This is a genomic window from Streptomyces sp. MUSC 14 (genome assembly GCF_001866675.1).
Lineage (GTDB): Bacteria > Actinomycetota > Actinomycetes > Streptomycetales > Streptomycetaceae > Streptomyces.
In genome coordinates, this window is record NZ_MLYN01000028.1 from 121049 (window position 1) to 139674 (window position 18626).

The 18626-nt window shown below is 72.6% G+C and carries 13 protein-coding genes and 2 pseudogenes; 12 read left to right on the plus strand and 3 right to left on the minus strand.

Annotation, left to right across the window (positions count from 1 at the left end):
- The first annotated feature begins 7 nt into the window (after nucleotides 1-7).
- The 6 genes and pseudogenes from BIV25_RS19195 to BIV25_RS49315 all read left to right on the plus strand — a co-directional run.
- Complete coding sequence (locus tag BIV25_RS19195; RefSeq protein WP_071373568.1) at nucleotides 8-1342, plus strand: radical SAM protein; 1335 nt, start codon at nucleotides 8-10, stop codon at nucleotides 1340-1342.
- A gap of 227 nt (nucleotides 1343-1569) precedes the next feature.
- Nucleotides 1570-3069 (plus strand): cellulose-binding domain-containing protein, encoded by a 1500-nt coding sequence (locus BIV25_RS19200; RefSeq protein WP_071373569.1) that lies wholly within the window; start codon nucleotides 1570-1572, stop codon nucleotides 3067-3069.
- A gap of 202 nt (nucleotides 3070-3271) precedes the next feature.
- Entirely contained in the window at nucleotides 3272-3436 is a 165-nt protein-coding gene (locus tag BIV25_RS51095; RefSeq protein WP_177235331.1) for a hypothetical protein, read from the plus strand.
- A gap of 205 nt (nucleotides 3437-3641) precedes the next feature.
- Entirely contained in the window at nucleotides 3642-5270 is a 1629-nt protein-coding gene (locus tag BIV25_RS19205) for a DUF262 domain-containing protein (RefSeq protein ID WP_256255921.1), read from the plus strand.
- A gap of 186 nt (nucleotides 5271-5456) precedes the next feature.
- Complete coding sequence (locus tag BIV25_RS51100; RefSeq protein ID WP_177235332.1) at nucleotides 5457-5708, plus strand: hypothetical protein; 252 nt, start codon at nucleotides 5457-5459, stop codon at nucleotides 5706-5708.
- Nucleotides 5709-5849: 141 nt separating this feature from the next.
- A pseudogene (locus BIV25_RS49315) lies at nucleotides 5850-6059 on the plus strand (SWIM zinc finger domain-containing protein); the annotation flags it as partial.
- 146 nt (nucleotides 6060-6205) lie between these two features.
- Here the strand turns inward: BIV25_RS49315 and BIV25_RS19215 are convergent.
- The gene (locus tag BIV25_RS19215) at nucleotides 6206-8344 is read right to left on the minus strand and encodes a SpoIIE family protein phosphatase (protein ID WP_177235333.1); all 2139 of its coding nucleotides are present in this window, start codon (nucleotides 8342-8344) and stop codon (nucleotides 6206-6208) included.
- Nucleotides 8345-8840: 496 nt separating this feature from the next.
- Between BIV25_RS19215 and rsgA the strand changes: the two genes are divergently transcribed.
- From rsgA to BIV25_RS19230, 4 genes and pseudogenes are all read left to right on the plus strand, one after another.
- Nucleotides 8841-10004, plus strand: coding sequence for a ribosome small subunit-dependent GTPase A (rsgA, locus tag BIV25_RS19220; RefSeq protein WP_371273039.1), 1164 nt, complete (start codon nucleotides 8841-8843; stop codon nucleotides 10002-10004).
- A 70-nt stretch (nucleotides 10005-10074) separates the two neighbouring features.
- The gene (locus tag BIV25_RS19225; protein ID WP_177235335.1) at nucleotides 10075-11460 is read left to right on the plus strand and encodes a bifunctional transcriptional activator/DNA repair enzyme AdaA; all 1386 of its coding nucleotides are present in this window, start codon (nucleotides 10075-10077) and stop codon (nucleotides 11458-11460) included.
- 191 nt (nucleotides 11461-11651) lie between these two features.
- Nucleotides 11652-11759: pseudogene (locus BIV25_RS54400) on the plus strand (cysteine methyltransferase); the annotation flags it as partial.
- Between the two features lie 214 nt (nucleotides 11760-11973).
- Nucleotides 11974-13164, plus strand: coding sequence for a GDSL-type esterase/lipase family protein (locus BIV25_RS19230; RefSeq protein WP_071373574.1), 1191 nt, complete (start codon nucleotides 11974-11976; stop codon nucleotides 13162-13164).
- Between the two features lie 19 nt (nucleotides 13165-13183).
- Here the strand turns inward: BIV25_RS19230 and BIV25_RS19235 are convergent, their stop codons facing one another.
- Together BIV25_RS19235 and BIV25_RS19240 are read right to left on the minus strand one after the other, a co-directional pair.
- Entirely contained in the window at nucleotides 13184-13666 is a 483-nt protein-coding gene (locus BIV25_RS19235) for a DUF456 domain-containing protein (protein WP_071373575.1), read from the minus strand.
- Nucleotides 13667-13723: 57 nt separating this feature from the next.
- Nucleotides 13724-14704, minus strand: a complete 981-nt coding sequence (locus BIV25_RS19240; RefSeq protein ID WP_071373576.1) for a LuxR family transcriptional regulator — start codon at nucleotides 14702-14704, stop codon at nucleotides 13724-13726.
- Between the two features lie 479 nt (nucleotides 14705-15183).
- On the opposite strand from BIV25_RS19240, the gene BIV25_RS19245 reads away from it, so the two are divergent.
- Nucleotides 15184-16659, plus strand: a complete 1476-nt coding sequence (locus BIV25_RS19245; protein WP_071373577.1) for a protein phosphatase 2C domain-containing protein — start codon at nucleotides 15184-15186, stop codon at nucleotides 16657-16659.
- A gap of 27 nt (nucleotides 16660-16686) precedes the next feature.
- On the plus strand, nucleotides 16687-18429 hold the full coding sequence (locus BIV25_RS19250) for a pyruvate dehydrogenase (protein WP_071373578.1): 1743 nt from the start codon (nucleotides 16687-16689) through the stop codon (nucleotides 18427-18429).
- Nucleotides 18430-18626 lie beyond the last annotated feature (197 nt).

Genomic DNA, 18626 nt, shown 5'->3' on the forward strand with positions numbered 1-18626 from the left:
CAGACGGATGGGCAGTCGTACCGCGCTGGTCGAGGATCTGATGGAGCGGTTCCCGCAGGTGCCGCGGGAAGCCGTTTTCAAAGAGGACCTGCTCCGCGGCGGCGTCGCCTTCGACCCGTCCGCCCTCAGTGACAACGAGAGCGGCGAGGTCAAGCCGAAGTCGTACTTCATCTTCTCCTTCGACCACGGCACCCTGCCCGAGCTGGGCGAGGCCGCGCTGCGCCGGCCCCCGGAGGAGATCATCCTCACCGGCGGCCCGTACGACCTGCGCCGCACCGTCGTCTCCGTACGGGTGAACCCCGCCTCGCCCTACCGGGTCGCCGCCGACGAGGACGGGCTGCTCGGGCTCTACCTCGACGGCAGGCGGATCGCGGACGTCGGCGTGCCGCCCATGCCGGAGTACTACCGGCACACCCTCTCCAACGGGAAGTCCGTGATGGAGGTCGCCCCGACCATCCAGTGGGGCTACCTGATCTACCTCACGGTCTTCCGGGTCTGCCAGTACTTCGGTGCCAAGGAGGAGTGCCAGTACTGCGACATCAACCACAACTGGCGCCAGCACAAGGCGGCCGGGCGGCCGTACACCGGCGTCAAGGACGTGGAGGAGGTCCTGGAGGCGCTGGAGATCATCGACCGGTACGACACCCAGAAGGCGTCCACCGCGTACACGCTCACCGGCGGTGCGATCACCAAGACGGTCGCCGGGCGCGACGAGGCCGACTTCTACGGCCACTACGCCAAGGCCATCGAGGAGCGCTTCCCGGGCCGCTGGATCGGCAAGGTCGTCGCGCAGGCGCTGCCGCGTGACGACGTGCAGCGGTTCAAGGACTACGGAGTGCAGATCTACCACCCCAACTTCGAGGTGTGGGACCGCCGGCTGTTCGAGCTGTACTGCCCCGGCAAGGAGCGCTACGTCGGCCGCGACGAGTGGCACCGGCGGATCCTCGACTCCGCGGAGGTCTTCGGCGCGCGCAACGTGATCCCCAACTTCGTGGCGGGCGTGGAGATGGCCGAGCCGTTCGGCTTCACGACGGTGGACGAGGCGATCGCGTCGACCACCGAGGGGCTGCGCTTCTTCATGTCGCACGGCATCACGCCCCGCTTCACCACCTGGTGCCCGGAGCCGACCACCCCGCTCGGCAAGGCGAACCCGCACGGCGCGCCGCTGGAGTACCACATCCGGCTGCTCCAGGCCTACCGGCAGACGATGGACGACTTCGGCCTGTCCTCGCCTCCCGGCTACGGCCCGCCCGGACCCGGCCGCGCGGTCTTCTCGGTCAGCTCCTTCATGGACAGCCTGCCCGCCGCCGACGAGCCCGCGAGCGAGCCGACGGGACGGTGAGGGGCCCGGCGGGACGGTGAGTGATACGGCCTCCGCGTCCGTACCAGAGGCGGGAGTCGGGGTTCGTCGCGACGCGCATCCGTCCCGCCACCATGCGTCACCGGATGTGAACAGGCCGCTTGTCAGTTGTGTCGGGGTCGTGAAAGGCTCGGTGCTCTGCCGCGAGGTTCCCTGCAACTCCCTTTCGCCTATGGAGAGTTGACCTCGCTCGTGGATGCAGGAGTCCCATGCCCGACCTGCCGACCCCCCAGGACGCCACCGAGGCCGCGCTGTTCTCGGAGGGCTGGGACGCGGTGCTCAGTTACGCGGACCTGTGCACCTCTGGGTCCGTGACGGCCCATCAACTGGCCACCGAGGCCTTCGCGCTCGGCGTGCGTGAGGTCCGCGCGGCCGAGCGCACCCATGTGCGCGGCGCCGGCCGCCGCGGCGCCCGGCTGCCGACGATCCCGGCCCTGCTCACCGCCGTACGCGACACCGCCGCCGGCTGGGAGGCCGACGGCGACGGACACAAGCTCGACCCCGAACTGCGGCTGTGGCTCAACTCCGGGCAGGCAGCCCGCTGTTCGGGACCGCCGTTGGAGCGGCCGATCGCCCTGCGGGGCCTGCGGGACATGCAGGAAGCCGATGCCTCGCTGCTCTGGCTGGCCGAGGTGGAGGCGCTGCCCCTGCCCGTCGTCGCCCGCAGGCTGGGCCTCGACCCGGCCACCGTCGGCGACGAACTCGACCAGGTCCGCACCCTGTTCCGCGACCGCTGCCACCGCGCCCACCTGGACACCCCGCTGGACGCGCAGTGCCGCTCGTACGCGCGGCTGCTCGACGCGGTCACCCGCTCGCAGGCCGCCGACACCCCCGGCGACCTCTCCCGGCACCTCGCCACCTGCGTGCGCTGTGCCGAGGCCGCCGCCTGTCTGCGACTGCACGGCGGCGGACTGCCCGCCGCGCTGGCCGGCGGGGTCGTCGGCTGGGGCGGCCTCGCCTACCTGGAGCGCCGCCGGCGCGCCGCCGAGGTCCGCCTCGGCGCCGGCCGCCCCGGTGCCGAGGCGGACCCCGGTGACACCGAGGAGGGCGGCGGCCGCAACCGGGCGCTGCGCGGCGGGCTGCTCGCCGCCGCCGTCCTGCTGTCGGCGCTCGCGCTCGGTGTGTCGATGATGCCGTTCGGCGGCTCCGGCGACGACACGGCCGCCGGTGGCCGCGACGACCGTCAGCCGGTCGCCGACCCCAGCGTCTCCCGCTCCGCGGGCCGCTCCGCCGGCCGCCCCGCCACGCCGTCGTCGTCCACCGCGGGCAGGTCGTCCGCGACACCCTCCCCGAGCGGTACGGCGACGCACCCCGGCCGTACGCAGCCGGATCCCGAACCGCAGGGCAGCACCTCCACGGCCGAGCAGCAGTCGGGCACCGCCGGACCGGCCGGCGCGTCCTGCCGGGTCGCCTACGACGTCGTCAGCCAGTGGACCGCCGGTTTCCAGGCCGCCGTCACCGTCACCACCGACCGGCCGCTCGCCGACTGGCAGGTCTCCTGGAGCTACCACGACGGCCAACAGGTCGGCCAGATGTGGGACGCCACCGTCCACCAGGACGGCGCGCACGTCACTGCCGCCGCCGCCGACTACAACAGGACCGTCGCCGCGCACGGCACCCTGTCCTTCGGCTTCCTCGCCACCTGGCAGGGCGCGAACCGGGCACCGCACGGCTTCACGCTCAACGGGGCGTCCTGCGCGGTCGGCTGAACACACGCGCCGACACCGGGTCGTCGCCGTCGGCGGTCAGGAAGGTGTCGTCGGCGTGGCTTGAGACGGGCGTCGGCATGTGTGGAGTCACCGACCGCATCAGCCGTTCGACACCCGGTGCCCACGGACTGGATGGCTCCTACCTGCACTATGTGGCGTTCGTCAACTCGGGCGCGGCGGGAACCTTGTCTGGTGGGCGCTCGTGCAGGAGGTGTACGCCGCCGAGACCGGAGCCCCGAGCGGTGTCCCGCTCGACAACGAGGAGCTCTGCGACCGTATGTTCAGCCTGCTGACCGAGTACGCGGCCGACGACGCCACCTGGGCGCCGGCCGCTCGTTCCGGGGCGGCATACCGGCACGGCCTGTGACCCCGCCGGAAAACCGGTGGTGCCGGAGTGCGGCTGCCTCTACGGTGGGATCCGCTGCACGCAGTGGCTGCCGGCCGCTGTCGTCGGCCGGGTGAGAAACGGGAGGTGTGACCGATGGCTGTCTCTGTGACGGGCGTTGCCCGCGACCAGAAGTTCGTCCATTCCACCTCCGTGGTCTCCGGCTGACCTCTCTCACCGCACACGCGTGCGCGGAGCCGGGGCCGCCCCGGCCGGTGAGCCCGAGCCCGACACGCTCGTACTCGACGGGCAGCAGCGGCTGACGTCGCTGTTCCAGTCCCTGAAGCTGAACGGTCCAGTGGTCACCCAGGACCTGCGCAAGCATCAGGTGTCGGGCTGGTTCTACGTCGACATGGTTCAGGCTCTCGACGAGAACAGCGACCGGGAGGACGCCATCCGGTTTCTGCCGGAAACGCGCAAGGTCCTCAACTTCCGGGGGCAGGTCGTCGAGGACTACTCGACTCCCGAGCGCGAGTACGAGGCACATCTCTTCCCGCTTCACGCCGTCTTCGACGGCGGCGACTGGGGTTACGAGTTCACCGACTACTGGGACGGTGACAAGGACAAGCGCAGACTGTGGCGCGACTTCAACGAGGCGTTCGTCCGCTCCTTCGTCCGCTACCACGTGCCAGTCATCGAACTCGGACAGGCGACCCCACGCCAAGCCGTGTGCCAGGTGTTCGAGAAGGTCAACACCGGCGGCGTCACCCTGACCGTCTTCGAGCTGCTGACCGCCACCTACGCGGCAGACGAGTTCGATCTACGCAACCACTGGGAGCGGGAGTGTCGGGCTGCTTGGAACGCGCCCGAGTACCGCATCCTTCGCGAGGTCTCCAACACGGACTTCCTCCAGGCGGTCACCCTGCCGGCCACGGCCGAACGGCGCAGGCGCGAGGCCGAACGCGGGACGGAAGAGGAGCGACTGCCGCGCATCGGGTGCAAGCCCAAGGACATGCTCGCCCTCGCCTTGGAGGACTACGTACGCTTCTCGCCGTCCGTCATCGACGGGTTCAAGGCGGCGGCCAAGTTCCTGCACCAGCAGTTTCTCTTCGACACGAAGTTCCTGCCTTACGGGACACAGCTGATACCGCTTGCCGCGATCCTGGCCCTGGCCGGAGATGCCGCGCAGAGCGCCGGCGCCCAGCACAAGCTCGCCCGCTGGTACTGGTGCGGTGTGTTCGGGGAGCTGTACGGCGGCTCGACCGAGACGCGCTTCAGCCAGGACTTGCCGGATGTCGTCGACTGGATCCGCGAGGATGCGGCAGAGCCCCGGACCGTCACCGCTGCGCAGTTCGCTCCCGGACGCCTGCTGACTCTCCGTACGCGCAACAGCGCCGCGTACAAGGGGATTTACGCACTCCTGCTCAAGGCGGGGGCCCTGGACTGGCGCACCGGAGAGAAGGTCGAGGTCACCGGGTATTTCGACGAGGCCATTGACATCCACCACATCTTCCCCAAGACGTGGTGCGAAAAAGCCGGATACGCTCCCGCCGACTACAACTCGATCATCAACAAGACACCGCTGACCGCCCGCACCAACCGAGTCATCGGAGGGGCAGCTCCCTCCGACTACCTGGGCCGTCTGGTCAGGACCGCGCAGACCCCTCACGAAAGCGTCGCCGAACGCATTCGCTCTCACCTGGCCCAACCGGAACTCATGGCCACCGATGACTTTGACGGATTCTTCGCCGCCCGTAGAGCAGCGCTGCTCCGCAGTGTCTCGGACGTGATGGGCAAGCCGATCCTGGACGACGAGTCGAGCGCCGAGGAACTGGGGATCAGCCTCGACACGGCGGATGACACCGACGACCTGTGATCAACGAGGTCGCCGTATGTACAGTGATCAACCCGGGGATCTATATGTCGTGACTCAGGCATGTAGGAGAGCGAATCAGCCGAATGCGGCCGCAAGTAGAGTGTTGAGCTCCTCCGTGCGGTGAGGTGGGTTCGAGATGCGCCACCTTCGACCGGACAAGGGAGGACGAATGGGCAGGCAGGTCAAGTGCGGGTCGACCAAAACCAAGACTGGCAAACGATGCCAGAACCCGGCGATGATCGGCTACTCCCGCTGCCGGTTGCACCGAGGCGACTGGACCCCGCCGCAAAAGAAGAAGACCAAGAAGCGCTGACCTGCGAGCCGCCGAGCGGCGGGGAAGGCATAGTCGGCCTTGTCGGGCAGCTTCCGGTATTCGGGCAGGTGCGCGCGGCCGGCAGCCGGCGGCTCGCCGCAGAGCAGTTGCAGGACTGGTCGTGAATGGCCAGGCTGGACCTCGTCGCGGTCGTGAGCCGCGGCTGTCGGGCGGGTGTGGGTGTGCGCGCCCACCAACACAGCGATGCGGGTTCTGCAGAGGCCGGCGCCCCGCTCCTCCGGTTGAATGCGTCTGTGGCACAGGACTTGGACTTCGACGAGGACGACCTGCAGGCGCCGGCCGGGCCACGCACTTTCGACCGGAGGCGAGGGCGCGACGGCTGGACCACGGCCACCGTCCACGGGACGGACGCCTACCAGGCGGAGCTGATCCTGGACGGGCCCAACGGCCTTGCAGGGGAGTGCGACTGCCCGTACGGCATGGAGGGCAACTTCTGCAAGCACCTGGTCGCCTTGGACCGATACGGCTCCTTGACCAGCACGGCCTGAGACGGGCGCTGCCCGTATCCGGAAGTTCATCCACTCCACCTGCGGTCTCCGGCTGAACTTTCTGCCTGCTGCGCGCTGTGAGCGCAGCAAGGGCTGCTGCGCCATCGTGACCATCAGGTGGCGGTGACAACCAGCGCGGCCCGGTCGTCGAGGGCGGCATTGCCTGCGAACGTGGTGACTGCGGCGGTGATGGACTCGATGAGGGTGGCGGCGGTGGGCGCCGTGGCCCGGTCGGCGACGAGCGCGTCGGCCAAGCGGTCCTCGCCGAAGAGTTCGCCGTCGGCAGAGCGGGCCTCGGTGATGCCGTCGGTGACCAGGACCAGGCTGTCGCCGGGGCGCAGGTCGATGTCGAACGGGCAGAAGGCGGGGTCGGGACGGATGCCCAACAGCAGGCCTGGTTGCGTGAGTTCTTCGACCGTGCCGTCGGCTCTGCGCACGAGGGGCGGTACGTGGCCTGCTCGAATCAGGCTGAGCGCGAGGTGAGACGGGGAGTGCCGCAGCTCGCCGTAGACGAGTGAGACGAACTGGTCCTCATCGGCGGTGCCTGCCGTCAACGCGTCGTTGATGGCGGCGACCACCGCGGTCGGGTCGTTCAGGAGGCGGGCGGCGGCGCGTGCGGTGTGGCGGACCATTCCGGTGGTGGTGGCCGCCAGTGCGCCGCGCCCCGACACATCGCCGATCATGAGCGCCCAGCGGTCGCCGGACAGCGGGAAGACGTCGAAGAAGTCGCCGCCGACGTCGAGTCCTTCACCGGCCGGATGGTACGAGGCGGCCAAGGTTACGCCGGGAATCCTGGGCAACTCGGGAGGCAGCAGGCCTGCCTGCAGATCGTGGGCCAGCCGGACGCGGTCGGTGAACTGGTGGGCGTTGTCGGCACTCGAAGCGGCCCGTCGGGCGAGTTCCTGGGCCAGGGCGATCGTGTGGCCGTCCAGGGGCAGGGCGGTGGCCAGGAGAGTCAGCGTGCCGAAGGTGCGGCCCCGGGTGGCCAGCGGCACGCACACGTAACCCGTGACGCCGAGCTGCGCGCAGGGGTTGCCCGTGTGGGTCGTCTCGAGGGCGCCGGAGGCCAGCACACGGGCGACGGCGGCGTCCACGTCGTCGCACAGCGCGGGGGAGGAGAGGAGCTGTTCCCCCTCCCGGGTCGAGGCGGCGACGGCGACGCGGCGGGTCCGTCCGCGCTCGACCACGTGGACGGCACACAGCGGCGCCAGGGCCGGAACAGTCAGCCTGGCCATGCACTGGAGGCTCTCCGAATAGTGTGTCTCGCCCGTGATGGCGGTGCTCGCTTCCAGCAGGAAGGCCAGATCCTCACGGACTGCCTTCTCGCGCTCCTGGGCGGCGCGCCGCGCCTCCACCGCACAGTGGCGCTCGATGGCCAGCGCGGCTATGCGTGCGAACGCGACGCTGAGCTTCACATCCCTGTCCGCAGGAGCCTTGGGGGTGCTGTGGTACATCGCGAACGTGCCCAGCAGCCGGCCGTCCGCGTCCTGGATCGGCGTGGACCAGCACGCCGCGACCCCGGCCCGCAGCGCCAGGTCGCGGTAGTCCTTCCACAGGGGGTCGGTGGCGATGTCCGTGACGATCACGGGTTCGCGCCGGAAGGCGGCCGTGCCGCACGAGCCGGCACCATCGGCGATGGGTGTCCCGTCGATCGCCTCGTTGTAGAAGGCGGGCAGGTGCGGGGCGGTGCCGTGCCGCAGGTGCTGTCCGTCGGGATCGACGAGCAGTACCGAGACGATCATGTCCGGGGAGAACTCTTCGATTGCCGTGACCATGCCGTCGAGGATCTCGGCGAGAGGGGCGTCGCGTGCGATCTGCTCCAGCAACACGCGCTGCTCCGAGGCCAGGAGATGCGCGTCGTGGTACGCGGTGGTCTCGACCGCGATCACCACGACCCCGTCGATCCGGCCGGCCCCGTCCCAACGGGGCTCGTAGGTGAAGTCGAAGAACCCCTCCCGCTGCCGGCCCGGCTCTCCCAGCATCAGCCGCCCGTCCCGGGCCCGGTACGCGACACCGGTGCGGTAGACCTCGTCGAGCCGGTCGAGGACGCCCTGCGGAACCAATTCCGGAATCACCTCTCCGACCGACTCGCCGACACGCCCGCGGTCGCACCCCATGGCCTCGAAGAATGCCGAGTTCGCCACTTCCAGCAGGTGTCTCGGGCCACTGAGCGCAGCGAAGATCACCGGGGCCTGCCCAAAGAGGTCCGCGTACTCCTCGCTCCGCCGGTCGATGGGGACAGAGCGGGCCATGGCCGAATTGTGGGGATCGAAATATATGGACATGACAGGACGCCCCCTCCTGTCTCCTCCGTCCGCGGACGTCGTCGTCTCGCCTCTCCACTCTGACACATGTCTCCGCTGTTGCCGGGCCGCAGCCGGGCCGGTCACGGCGGCGCTTCACGACCGGGGGGCTGACGGCGCGACTCCAGGAGGCCGGCGGCGCATGGGGTGCCGAGCCCGTCGTCCACCGGAGGCGGCCTGGCCGTCCCCTCGAGGAACGACGGGCGAAATTCTGTGGTGCCGCAGAGCGAGCCCCCCTAGAGTGGAGCCTGCTCCTCGCGGTGGCCGTTGGCTGCCGCGGTCAGTCGTGCGGAGAACGGGAGGTGTGACCGATGGCTGTCGTTGAGACGGGCGTTGCCCGCATTCGGAAGTTCATTCAGTCCACCTCCGTGGTCCCCGGCTGACCTCACTCTTCTCCCGCGCCCGTGAGCGCGGCGCCGAGGCCACCCTTGTGAAGGGTCCTCCCTTGTCTTTCTCTTCTCTCGTGGGTTCGTCCTCGTCTTCCTTGCATCCTCTCGCCCTGTACGGCTGGGACGAGGGCTGGGAAGCCGAGTTCGCTCCCTATGCCGGGCAGGGCTTTCTGCCCGGCCGTGTCGTGCGGGTCGACCGGGGCCAGTGCGACGTCGTCACCCCTGGCGGTACCGTCCGTGCCGACACCGAGTTCGTCGTCCCCCGCGACCCGATGAAGGTGGTGTGCACGGGGGACTGGGTCGCGGTCGACCCTGAGGGCAGCGATCCGCGGTACGTGCGGACGCTGCTGCCTCGCCGAACCGCCTTCGTGCGCTCGACCTCGTCCAAGCGTTCCGACGGCCAGGTGCTGGCCACTAACATCGATCACGTCGTCATCTGTGTGTCGCTCGCGGGCGAACTGGACCTCGGGCGGATCGAGCGGTTCCTGGCCTTGGCCATGTCCTGCTCGAGTGGTGAGGCGCTGCTGCATAAGTCGGCGCTCTCCTGCGAGTCGGGCGCCCAGCCCGTCGTCGTCCTCGGCAAGGCCGACCTCGTGCCGGACCCGGTCACCCTCGCCCACCTCGTGCACGACGTCGGGACCAGCGCGCCCGGCGTACCCGTGCTCGGCGTCAGCGCCCTGCACGGCGACGGGCTCGACGCCCTCGTCGCGCTCGTCGGCTCCGGTACGTCCGTGCTGCTCGGCCAGTCCGGCGCCGGCAAGTCCACGCTGGCCAACGCCCTCGTCGGTGCGGACGTCATGGACGTACGGGCCGCGCGGGACGTCGACGGCAAGGGGCGGCACACCACCACCACCCGCAATCTGCTCGTCCTGCCCTCGGGCGGGGTGCTGATCGACACCCCCGGGCTGCGCGGGGTCGGCCTGTTCGACGCCGCGAGCGGGGTCGGGCAGGTGTTCTCCGAGATCGAGGAGCTGGCCGCGCGGTGCCGCTTCCCCGACTGCGCGCACGAGGCGGAGCCGGACTGCGCGGTCCGCTCCGCCGTGGACGGCGGGGAACTGCCCGCGCGGCGACTGGAGAGCTACCGCAAGCTGACGCGCGAGAACCAGTGGATCGTCGCCAAGACCGACGCACGCGTGCGTGCGGAGCGCGGGCGGCACTGGCGGCGGAAGGAGGCCGAGGGCAAGGCGGCGAGGGAGCTCAAGCGGGCGCGGTATCGGTAGGCGCGTCCCCGGCGTCGCGTCCGATTTCCGCCAGCCTCGTCCCTCTCCCCGGCCCACACTGGAAGGCGTGATGGACGAGGACAGCAGGTACGAGGCGGTGCGCAGCCGGGACGGGCGGTTCGACGGGGCGTTCTTCTTCGCCGTCGAGACCACCGGGATCTACTGCCGGCCCAGCTGCCCGGCGGTGACGCCCAAGCGGCACAACGTGCGCTTCTTCGCCACGGCCGCCGCCGCGCAGGGATCCGGGTTCCGGGCCTGCCGGCGGTGCCGGCCGGACGCGGTGCCGGGGTCGGCGGAGTGGAACGTACGGGCGGACGTGGTCGGCCGGGCCGTGCGGCTGATCTCCGACGGCGTCGTGGACCGCGAGGGCGTCTCCGGGCTCGCCTCCCGGCTCGGCTACAGCGCCCGGCAGGTGCAGCGCCAGCTCACCGCCGAACTCGGCGCCGGACCGGTGGCGCTCGCCCGGGCCCAGCGGGCGCACACCGCGCGGGTGCTGCTCCAGACCACGGGGCTGCCCGTCACCGAGATCGCGTTCGCCGCCGGGTTCGCCAGCGTGCGGCAGTTCAACGACACCGTCCGGGAGGTGTACGCCTCGACACCGACCGAGGTGCGCGCCGCCGCCCCGCGCGCCCGCGACGGCCGCCGCCCGGCCCCCGGCGCCGGCATACCGCTGCGGCTCGCCCACCGGGGCCCGTACCAGACCGCCGCGGTCTTCGACCAGCTGGCGGCCGAGGCGGTCGCCGGGATCGAGGAGGTCTGCGGTCCGCCGGGCGGCCGTACCTACCGGCGCACGCTGCGGCTGCCGTACGGCACCGGGATCGTCGCCGTCGAGGAGCGGACCCGGGCGCCGCGCACCGGCACCCGGCCGGGCGGCTGGCTCGACGCGCGGCTGCACCTCACCGACCCGAGGGACCTGACGACCGCGGTGCAGCGGCTGCGGCGGCTGTTCGACCTCGACGCCGACCCGTACGCCGTGGACGAGCGGCTCGGCGCCGACCCGCGGCTCGCCCCGCTGGTCGCCGCCCGGCCCGGACTGCGCTCGCCCGGCGCCGTCGACCCGCTGGAGCCCGCCGTGCGCGCACTGGTGGGCAGCGCGGGCGCCGAGCCGCTGGTGCGCCGCTGCGGCAAGGCGCTCGACGCGCCCAGCGGCAGCCTGACCCATCTCTTCCCGGAGCCCGCCGTGCTCGCCGAGGCCGAGCCCGGCGGCCCGCTGGGCGCGCTCGCCGCGGCCCTCGCCGACGGCACCCTGCGGCTGGACGCGGGCGCCGACCGGGACGACGCCGCGGCCGCCCTGCGCGCGCTGCCCGGCATGGACCCGGCCGTCGCCGCCGCCGTCCGCGTCCGCGCCCTCGGCGATCCGGACGTCGCCCCGCCCGGCACCGAGGCCCCCGAAAGCTGGCGCCCCTGGCGGTCGTACGCCGTCCAACACCTTCGCGTGGCAGGGGAGTTGGGCTGAGGCCGACAGGTACCGGACACGGCTGGACTTCCCGGCCGGCCCGCTGCTGCTCACGAGGCGGGGGCGGCAGCGCTACCCGGGGCCGTTGCGCGCCGCCGCGGACCAGCCCGGCGCCTGCTTCACCGGTGAACTCGCCGCGTTCCGGCCTCCGTCGGCCGCTCGGGGCACCGCGTTCAGGTGGGGGTCCCCCCGTGCTGCCGTACGGCAGCACGGTCACCTACGGCGAGATCCCCGCGCGGCTCGGCGCCAACCCCCCGCTGATCGTGCGCCCTTGCCACCGGGTGACCGGCGCGGACGGCTCGCAGACCGGGTACGCGGGCGGCCTCGACCGCAAGGTGCCGCCGCTGGGCCTGGAGGGCGCGCTGGAAGGCCAGGGGGTGTCCTTCGGGTCATCCCGCCTTCGTGGGGCCGGTGTTACGCCGAGCGGGTGGACCACCGTGCACGCTGCGGGGGTACGGGCCGGGCGTGTGGGACGGTCGCCTCCGACGAGCCACGGCGAAGGCGGGCGGAGACATGGCCAAGGTCGGACGGATCCTCGCGGTGCTGCTGCTGGCGGTGCTGCCCGGCCTGGCGGCGCCGGCCCTCGCCCACCCGCAGCCGGCGGCGCTGCCCCTGTGGACCGGCAGCTGGGAGACCGCCCCCTCCGGGACCGCCGCCGCCCGGCCCGGCGCCGCCATCCGCAACGTCGTCCACCTCAGCGTCGGCGGCGACGCGGTGCGCGTACGGCTCAGCAACCGGTTCGGCACCGCGCCCCTGAACCTCGGCGCGGTCACCGTCGCGCTGCGCGCGGCGGCCGGCCCGGACGCCCTGCCCGGCACGCTGCGCACCGCCACCTTCCAGGGTGCCCCCGCCGTCACGGTCGCGCCGGGCCAGGACACGGTCACCGACCCGGTGCCGCTGCGCGTCCCGGCCGCCGCCGACCTCCTCGTCACCGTGTACACACCCGGCGACAGCGGCCCCGCGACCACCCACCAGACCGCCCTGCAGACCAGCTACGTGGCCGCCGGCGGCGCGGGCCGCGCCGCCGACACGGACGGCGCCGACTACACGGCCACCGTCACCCGCTGGTACTACGTCACCGGCGTCGACGTCCTCGGCGACTCCGCCGGCAGCGTCGTCGCGTTCGGCGACTCCCTCACCGACGGAAACGGTTCCACCCCCGACACCAACCACCGCTGGCCCGACCGGCTCGCCGCCACGCTGCGCGCCGGCCGGTACGGCGTCCTCAACGCCGGTATCTCAGGGAACCGGCTGCTGCACGACGGCGTCGGGCCGAGCGCCCTCACCCGGCTCGACCCCGACGCCCTGGACCGCGCGGGCGTACGGGCCCTGGTGGTCCTGGAGGGCATCAACGACATCAAGGGCAGCCCCGCGGCCGACGACGTCACCGCCTATGCCGACGCCTACCGCACGCTCGTCGCCCGCGCCCACGCCCGGGGCATCCGGGTCATCGGCGTCACCCTCACCCCGTTCCGCGGCTTCGCCGCCTACACCGACGCCCGCGAGGCGGTACGGCAGCAGGTGAACGGCTTCATCCGCACCGGCGGTGCCTTCGACGCGGTCGCCGACGCCGACGCCGCCGTCCGCGACCCGGACGACCGGGCCCGCATCCTGCCCGCCTACGACCCCGGCGACCACCTGCACTTCAACGACACCGGCATGGCCGCCGTCGCCGACACCGTGCTCAAGGCCCTGACCGCCTGAGCCACGCCGTCGCACGTGGTCAGCCCCACAGCACCGCCCCCAGCCACGCCCCCGCGATCAGGAGACAGGCGAACAGTTCGGTCAGCACGCTGGAGCCGCCCGAGCGCATCGCCGTACGCAGCGCGGCCATCGCCTCGCCGTGCCGGCCCAGGCGCAGCCGCTCGTGCAGGTAGATCCCGGCCATGAAGCCCGGCATCGCGCCCACCACCGGAAGCAGGACGAAGCCGAGGAACGCCCCGCCGCCCGCGTACACCGCCATCCGCGGTGTGGCACCGCTCTGCCGCAGTCGGCGCGGCGGCAGTGCCCAGCGCACGGCCAGGGACAGCAGCAGTACGGCGGTCGCGCCCACCAGGACGGACCAGGCCAGCGGCTGCGGATCCGTCAGCGCCCACCACAGCACCGCGGCCCACACCAGCCACGACCCCGGCACCCCGGGCACCAGCACTCCGCACAGGCCCAGCATGATCACCACGCCGACCAGCAGGAGTTGCGACACTCCCATCTGCCCAGAGTGCCGGAGAAGTCACGGAACGGCAGGACCGCGCAGCGGGGGTGCTGCTCAGGAGCGGGTGACCCAGCCCCGTTCGCAGGCGTGCCAGCCCAGTTGCAGTCGCGTCGTCACACCGGCGAGCTCCATCAGCCGCCGCACCCGGCGCTGCACCGTGCGCAGACCCAGATCGAGCTGTTTCGCCACGCTCGCGTCGGTCAGCCCGGCCAGCAGCAGCGACAGCACCTCCAGATCGGTGCCGTCCGGGCCGTCCGGCTCCGCCTCGGCCACCCCGGACGCGCCGAGGCACAGCGGCAGCGCCTCCCGCCACACCGACTCGAACAGCCCGGCGAGCAGCTCCAGCAGCCCGCTGGCGTGCACCACCAGCGCGGCCGGTTCCGCCGTCGTCGAGGTGAGCGGCACCATCGCCAGCGAGCGGTCGGCCACGACCAGCTTCGTCGGCACCCGGTCCACCACCCGCACCCGCTCGTCGCGGCCGAGCGCGGCCGTCAGCTCCGTCACCGCGTGCGGCAGGTCCAGCGCCGCACGCTCCACGACCACCCGGTAGCGCACCCCGCGCACGGCCGCCTGCTCCTCCGCCTCGTTCTCCAGGCCCGACACGACCAGGGGCCGGGCGGTGACCAGCGCGCACACCTCCTGCGCCGCACCCAGCTGGAGCTGGAGGAAGCGCTGGGCGACCGCCGACGCGCCGGTCACCACCTCCACCAGGTCGTGCACCTCCGGCTCGGCCGCCGCCGCCCGGTACTCCTGCGCGAGCATGGCCGCCGCCAGCTCCGCCTTCTCCAGCTCGTGCCGCTGCTGGGTGAGCAGGGCGCCGAGCGCCACCCCCGGCGGCGCCGCCACCCAGCGGCCCGGCCGGGCCGGGGACTGCGCGGCGAGCCCCTGCCGCTCCAGCCGGCGCAGCGCCCGCTCGGTGTCCGGCTCGGCCAGCGTCAGACGGCGCGCCAGATCGCCCACCTCGGCCGCGCCGACGGAGACCAGCGCCCGGTACGCCGCCTCGTGCGTGTCGTCCAGCCCTATCGCTGCCAGCATCGGCCTTCACCCCTCCCACGAGCCACAACAAGCCACGGACACATCGCCGCGGCGGGTCCTGCCTGGCGGAAACCGGCCACGGCGCAAACCCGCCGCGGAACATCATCGCCGCTGTGCGGGTGACTCTGCCAAGGTGGCAGCACGTGGGGCGGGGGGGTCGCGATCGCGATGCACAGCTGCGTCTCAGGAAACCAAGCCACAATCCGGCCATCCGATCGGCGCCGTGCACCCGGCCCGGTCGCGCGGAACGTGGTCCGGGCCCGTACGTGTGCGCGGCACGCGAAGGGGATACGGGGCCGGGCCACCGCGGACGTCGCCGGGCGGTCCTCCCGTGGGGGGTGGGGCCGCCCGGCGGCCATCAGCCTTTTCTCGTACGGCAGTTCAACCCTTCACCCGACCCGCCGTCAGGTGTGGCCGGGAGCGGCGGATTTTCCCGATGCCCCGTTTCCATCCGGCCCCCGCGGTGGACAATTACCGGCATGAGCCAGCAGGGGGGAAGGCCCGCCCGTCCCGAGGACGACTGGTGGGGGCAGCTGTACGACGACTCCACCGCGGACACGGGCCCCACGGCGGCGCCCGATTCCCTGGACGACCGCTTCGCCTCCGCGAAGAACACGGTGACGGAACCGTCGCCCGGCACCGCGGACGGCGCAGCGAGCACGCGAAGTGCAGGGCGTACAGGGGGCACGGGGGTCACAGGGGGCACAGGGAGCGCGAACGGCACGGCACCCCGGGAGCCCGCGCTGCCGGCACAGCGCACGACCGAGCCCCCGGCCATCGAACCGCCCGCCGGCCCCGCGGGGGCGCCTGCGGCTCCGGGCGACAGCGATGCGGCGCAGGCCGCCCCCGCACCCGGCGACGCCCTTCCCCCGTGGCCGCCTTCGGACGCGGCCCCGCCCGATGCCGGAGCCGCCCCGCCGGCCGGGCGGCGTTCCCCCTGGGACCCGGAACCGGCGCCTGCCCCCGTGCCGGACTCCCCCTCACCGGCGGTCTGGCCCCCGCCGCCCTCCGCGCTCGACTACGTGGGCTCCGGGCCGCCCACCTATGATCCCGAGCCGACCGCGCTGCCCGTCGCCGAGCCCGACGCGTTGGGCGAACTGGTCGCGGACACCGTGCTGGACGGGGCCCGGTACGGGGCGTGCACGGTGCGGGCCGTGTCGCTGCGGGGGGACTCGGCGCGGTTCCGGGGCGAGCCGCGGCGGGACGCGTTGCTCACCGCGCGGTTCGGGACGGGGGAGCGGGCGCTGGTGCTCGTCGCGGTGGCGACCGGGGCGCGGGCCACACCGGGGGCGCACCTGGCCGCGGCCGAGGCGTGCCGGTGGATCGGGCGGGCCGTGGGGCGCAGCCATGCCGGGCTGGTGGAGGACATCCGGGCGGCCCGGCGCGGCGAGCTGAAGTCGGGGCTGCACCGGCTGGCCGACCGCTCTCTGGGCAGGCTCCGGGCGAGCGCGGCCGAGCAGGGCGTCGACCCCGGGGAGTACACGGCGAGCCTGCGCTGTCTGCTGCTGCCGGGCGATCCGGACTGCCGTACGCGCGTGTTCTTCGGCGTCGGCGACGGAGGGCTGTTCCGGCTGCGGGACGGCGCCTGGCAGGACATCGAGCCGCGGCTCGCGCCGGAGGACGACACCGCCGCCGCGCCCCTGACGTCCGAGGGCGACCGGTTCACCCTGGACCTCGGCATCCCCACCCCGCCGAGCCCGTACGAGCCGGCCCCGGAGCCGCCGCGCGAGCCGTTCCGCTTCCGCGCCGCTCTCGCCCGGCCGGGTGACGCCCTGGTGATGTGCAGCGCCGGCCTGGCCGAACCGCTGCGCGGCGAGCCCGCGCTCGGCGCCTACCTGGCCCGCCGCTGGTCCGGTCGCACCCCGCCGGGACTCGCCGCGTTCCTCGCGGACACCCAGGTGCGGGTGAAGGGTTACGCCGACGACCGTACGGCGGCGGCCGTGTGGGAGGCGTGAGCGCCGGCCGTGTGACTGGATGGACGCATGGCCAAACAGAACGTCGCCGAGCAGTTCGTCGACATCCTCGTCCGCGCCGGCGTACGCCGTCTGTACGGGGTGGTCGGCGACAGCCTCAACCCCGTCGTGGACGCCGTGCGCCGCAACTCCGCCATCGACTGGATCCATGTCCGCCACGAGGAGACCGCCGCGTTCGCGGCGGGGGCCGAGGCGCAGATCACCGGCAGGCTGGCCGCCTGCGCCGGCTCCTGCGGCCCGGGCAACCTGCACCTGATCAACGGCCTGTACGACGCCCACCGCTCGATGGCCCCGGTGCTCGCCCTCGCCTCGCAGATCCCCTCCGGCGAGATCGGCCTCGGCTACTTCCAGGAGACCCACCCCGACCGGCTCTTCCAGGAGTGCAGCCATTACAGCGAGCTGATCTCCAACGCCCGGCAGATGCCCCGGCTGCTGCAGAGCGCCATCCAGCACGCGGTCGGCCGCAGCGGCGTGAGCGTCGTCTCGCTGCCCGGTGACATCGCCGCCGAGCCGGCCCCGGAGAAGGCAGCGCAGAGCGCCCTCGTCACGTCCCGGCCCACCGTCCGCCCCGGCGACGCCGAGGTCGACGCGCTCGCGGAGATGATCGACAGGGCCGGCCGGGTCACCCTGTTCTGCGGCAGCGGCACCGCCGGCGCGCATGCCGAGGTCATGGAGTTCGCCGGGCGGATCAAGGCGCCGGTGGGGCACGCCCTGCGCGGCAAGGAGTGGATCCAGTACGACAACCCGTACGACGTCGGCATGAGCGGTCTGCTCGGCTACGGCGCCGCCTACGAGGCCACCCACGAGTGCGACCTGCTGATCCTGCTCGGCACCGACTTCCCGTACAACGCCTTCCTGCCCGACGACGTCCAGATCGCGCAGATCGACGTACGGCCCGAGGTGCTCGGCCGCCGCTCCCGGCTCGACCTCGCCGTGTGGGGCGACGTACGCGAGACGCTGCGCTGCCTGATCCCGCGGGTGCGGGAGAAGACCGACCGGCGTTTCCTCGACCGGATGCTGAAGAAGCACACCGACGCGCTGGAGGGGGTGGTCAAGGCGTACACCCGCAAGGTCGACAAGCACGTCCCGATCCATCCCGAGTACGTGGCCGCCGTCCTCGACGAAGTCGCCGACGACGACGCCGTGTTCACCGTCGACACCGGCATGTGCAACGTGTGGGCGGCGCGGTACGTCTCGCCCAACGGGCGCCGCCGGATCATCGGTTCGTTCTCGCACGGCTCGATGGCGAACGCGCTGCCCATGGCGATCGGCGCCCAGTTCACCGACCGGGGCCGGCAGGTGGTGTCGATGTCGGGCGACGGCGGCTTCTCGATGCTGATGGGCGACTTCCTGACCCTCGTCCAGCACGACCTTCCGGTCAAGGTGGTGCTGTTCGACAACTCCTCGCTCGGCATGGTCGAGCTGGAGATGCTGGTCGCCGGACTGCCCTCGTACGGCACCACCAACGTCAACCCCGACTTCGCGGCCGTCGCGCGGGCCTGCGGTGCGTACGGGGTGCGGGTGGAGAAGCCCAAGCAGCTCGCCGGGGCGCTCAAGGACGCCTTCAGGCACAAGGGACCGGCGCTGGTGGACGTCGTCACCGACCCCAACGCGCTGTCCATTCCGCCGAAGATCAGCGCGGAGATGGTCACCGGGTTCGCGCTCTCCGCGTCCAGGATCGTGCTGGACGGCGGCGTCGGCCGGATGCTCCAGATGGCCCGCTCCAATCTGCGCAACGTGCCACGTCCTTGACGTGCCAGGTCCGTGACGCCTGCGCAGCGACCGGAGGGGCGGATTTCGGCCAGTTTCACGGGGTGTGACGGCGTGCCGACGGCCGGTGCCGGGCGCATCTGCCCGGCCGTCCCGGGGCGTCCGTGGCGGCCTGCGCCCTGCCGGGAGGCGGGTACGCGGGTGCGGGAGGGCCCGCCGGGCGGCCCGCACGCCCGGCG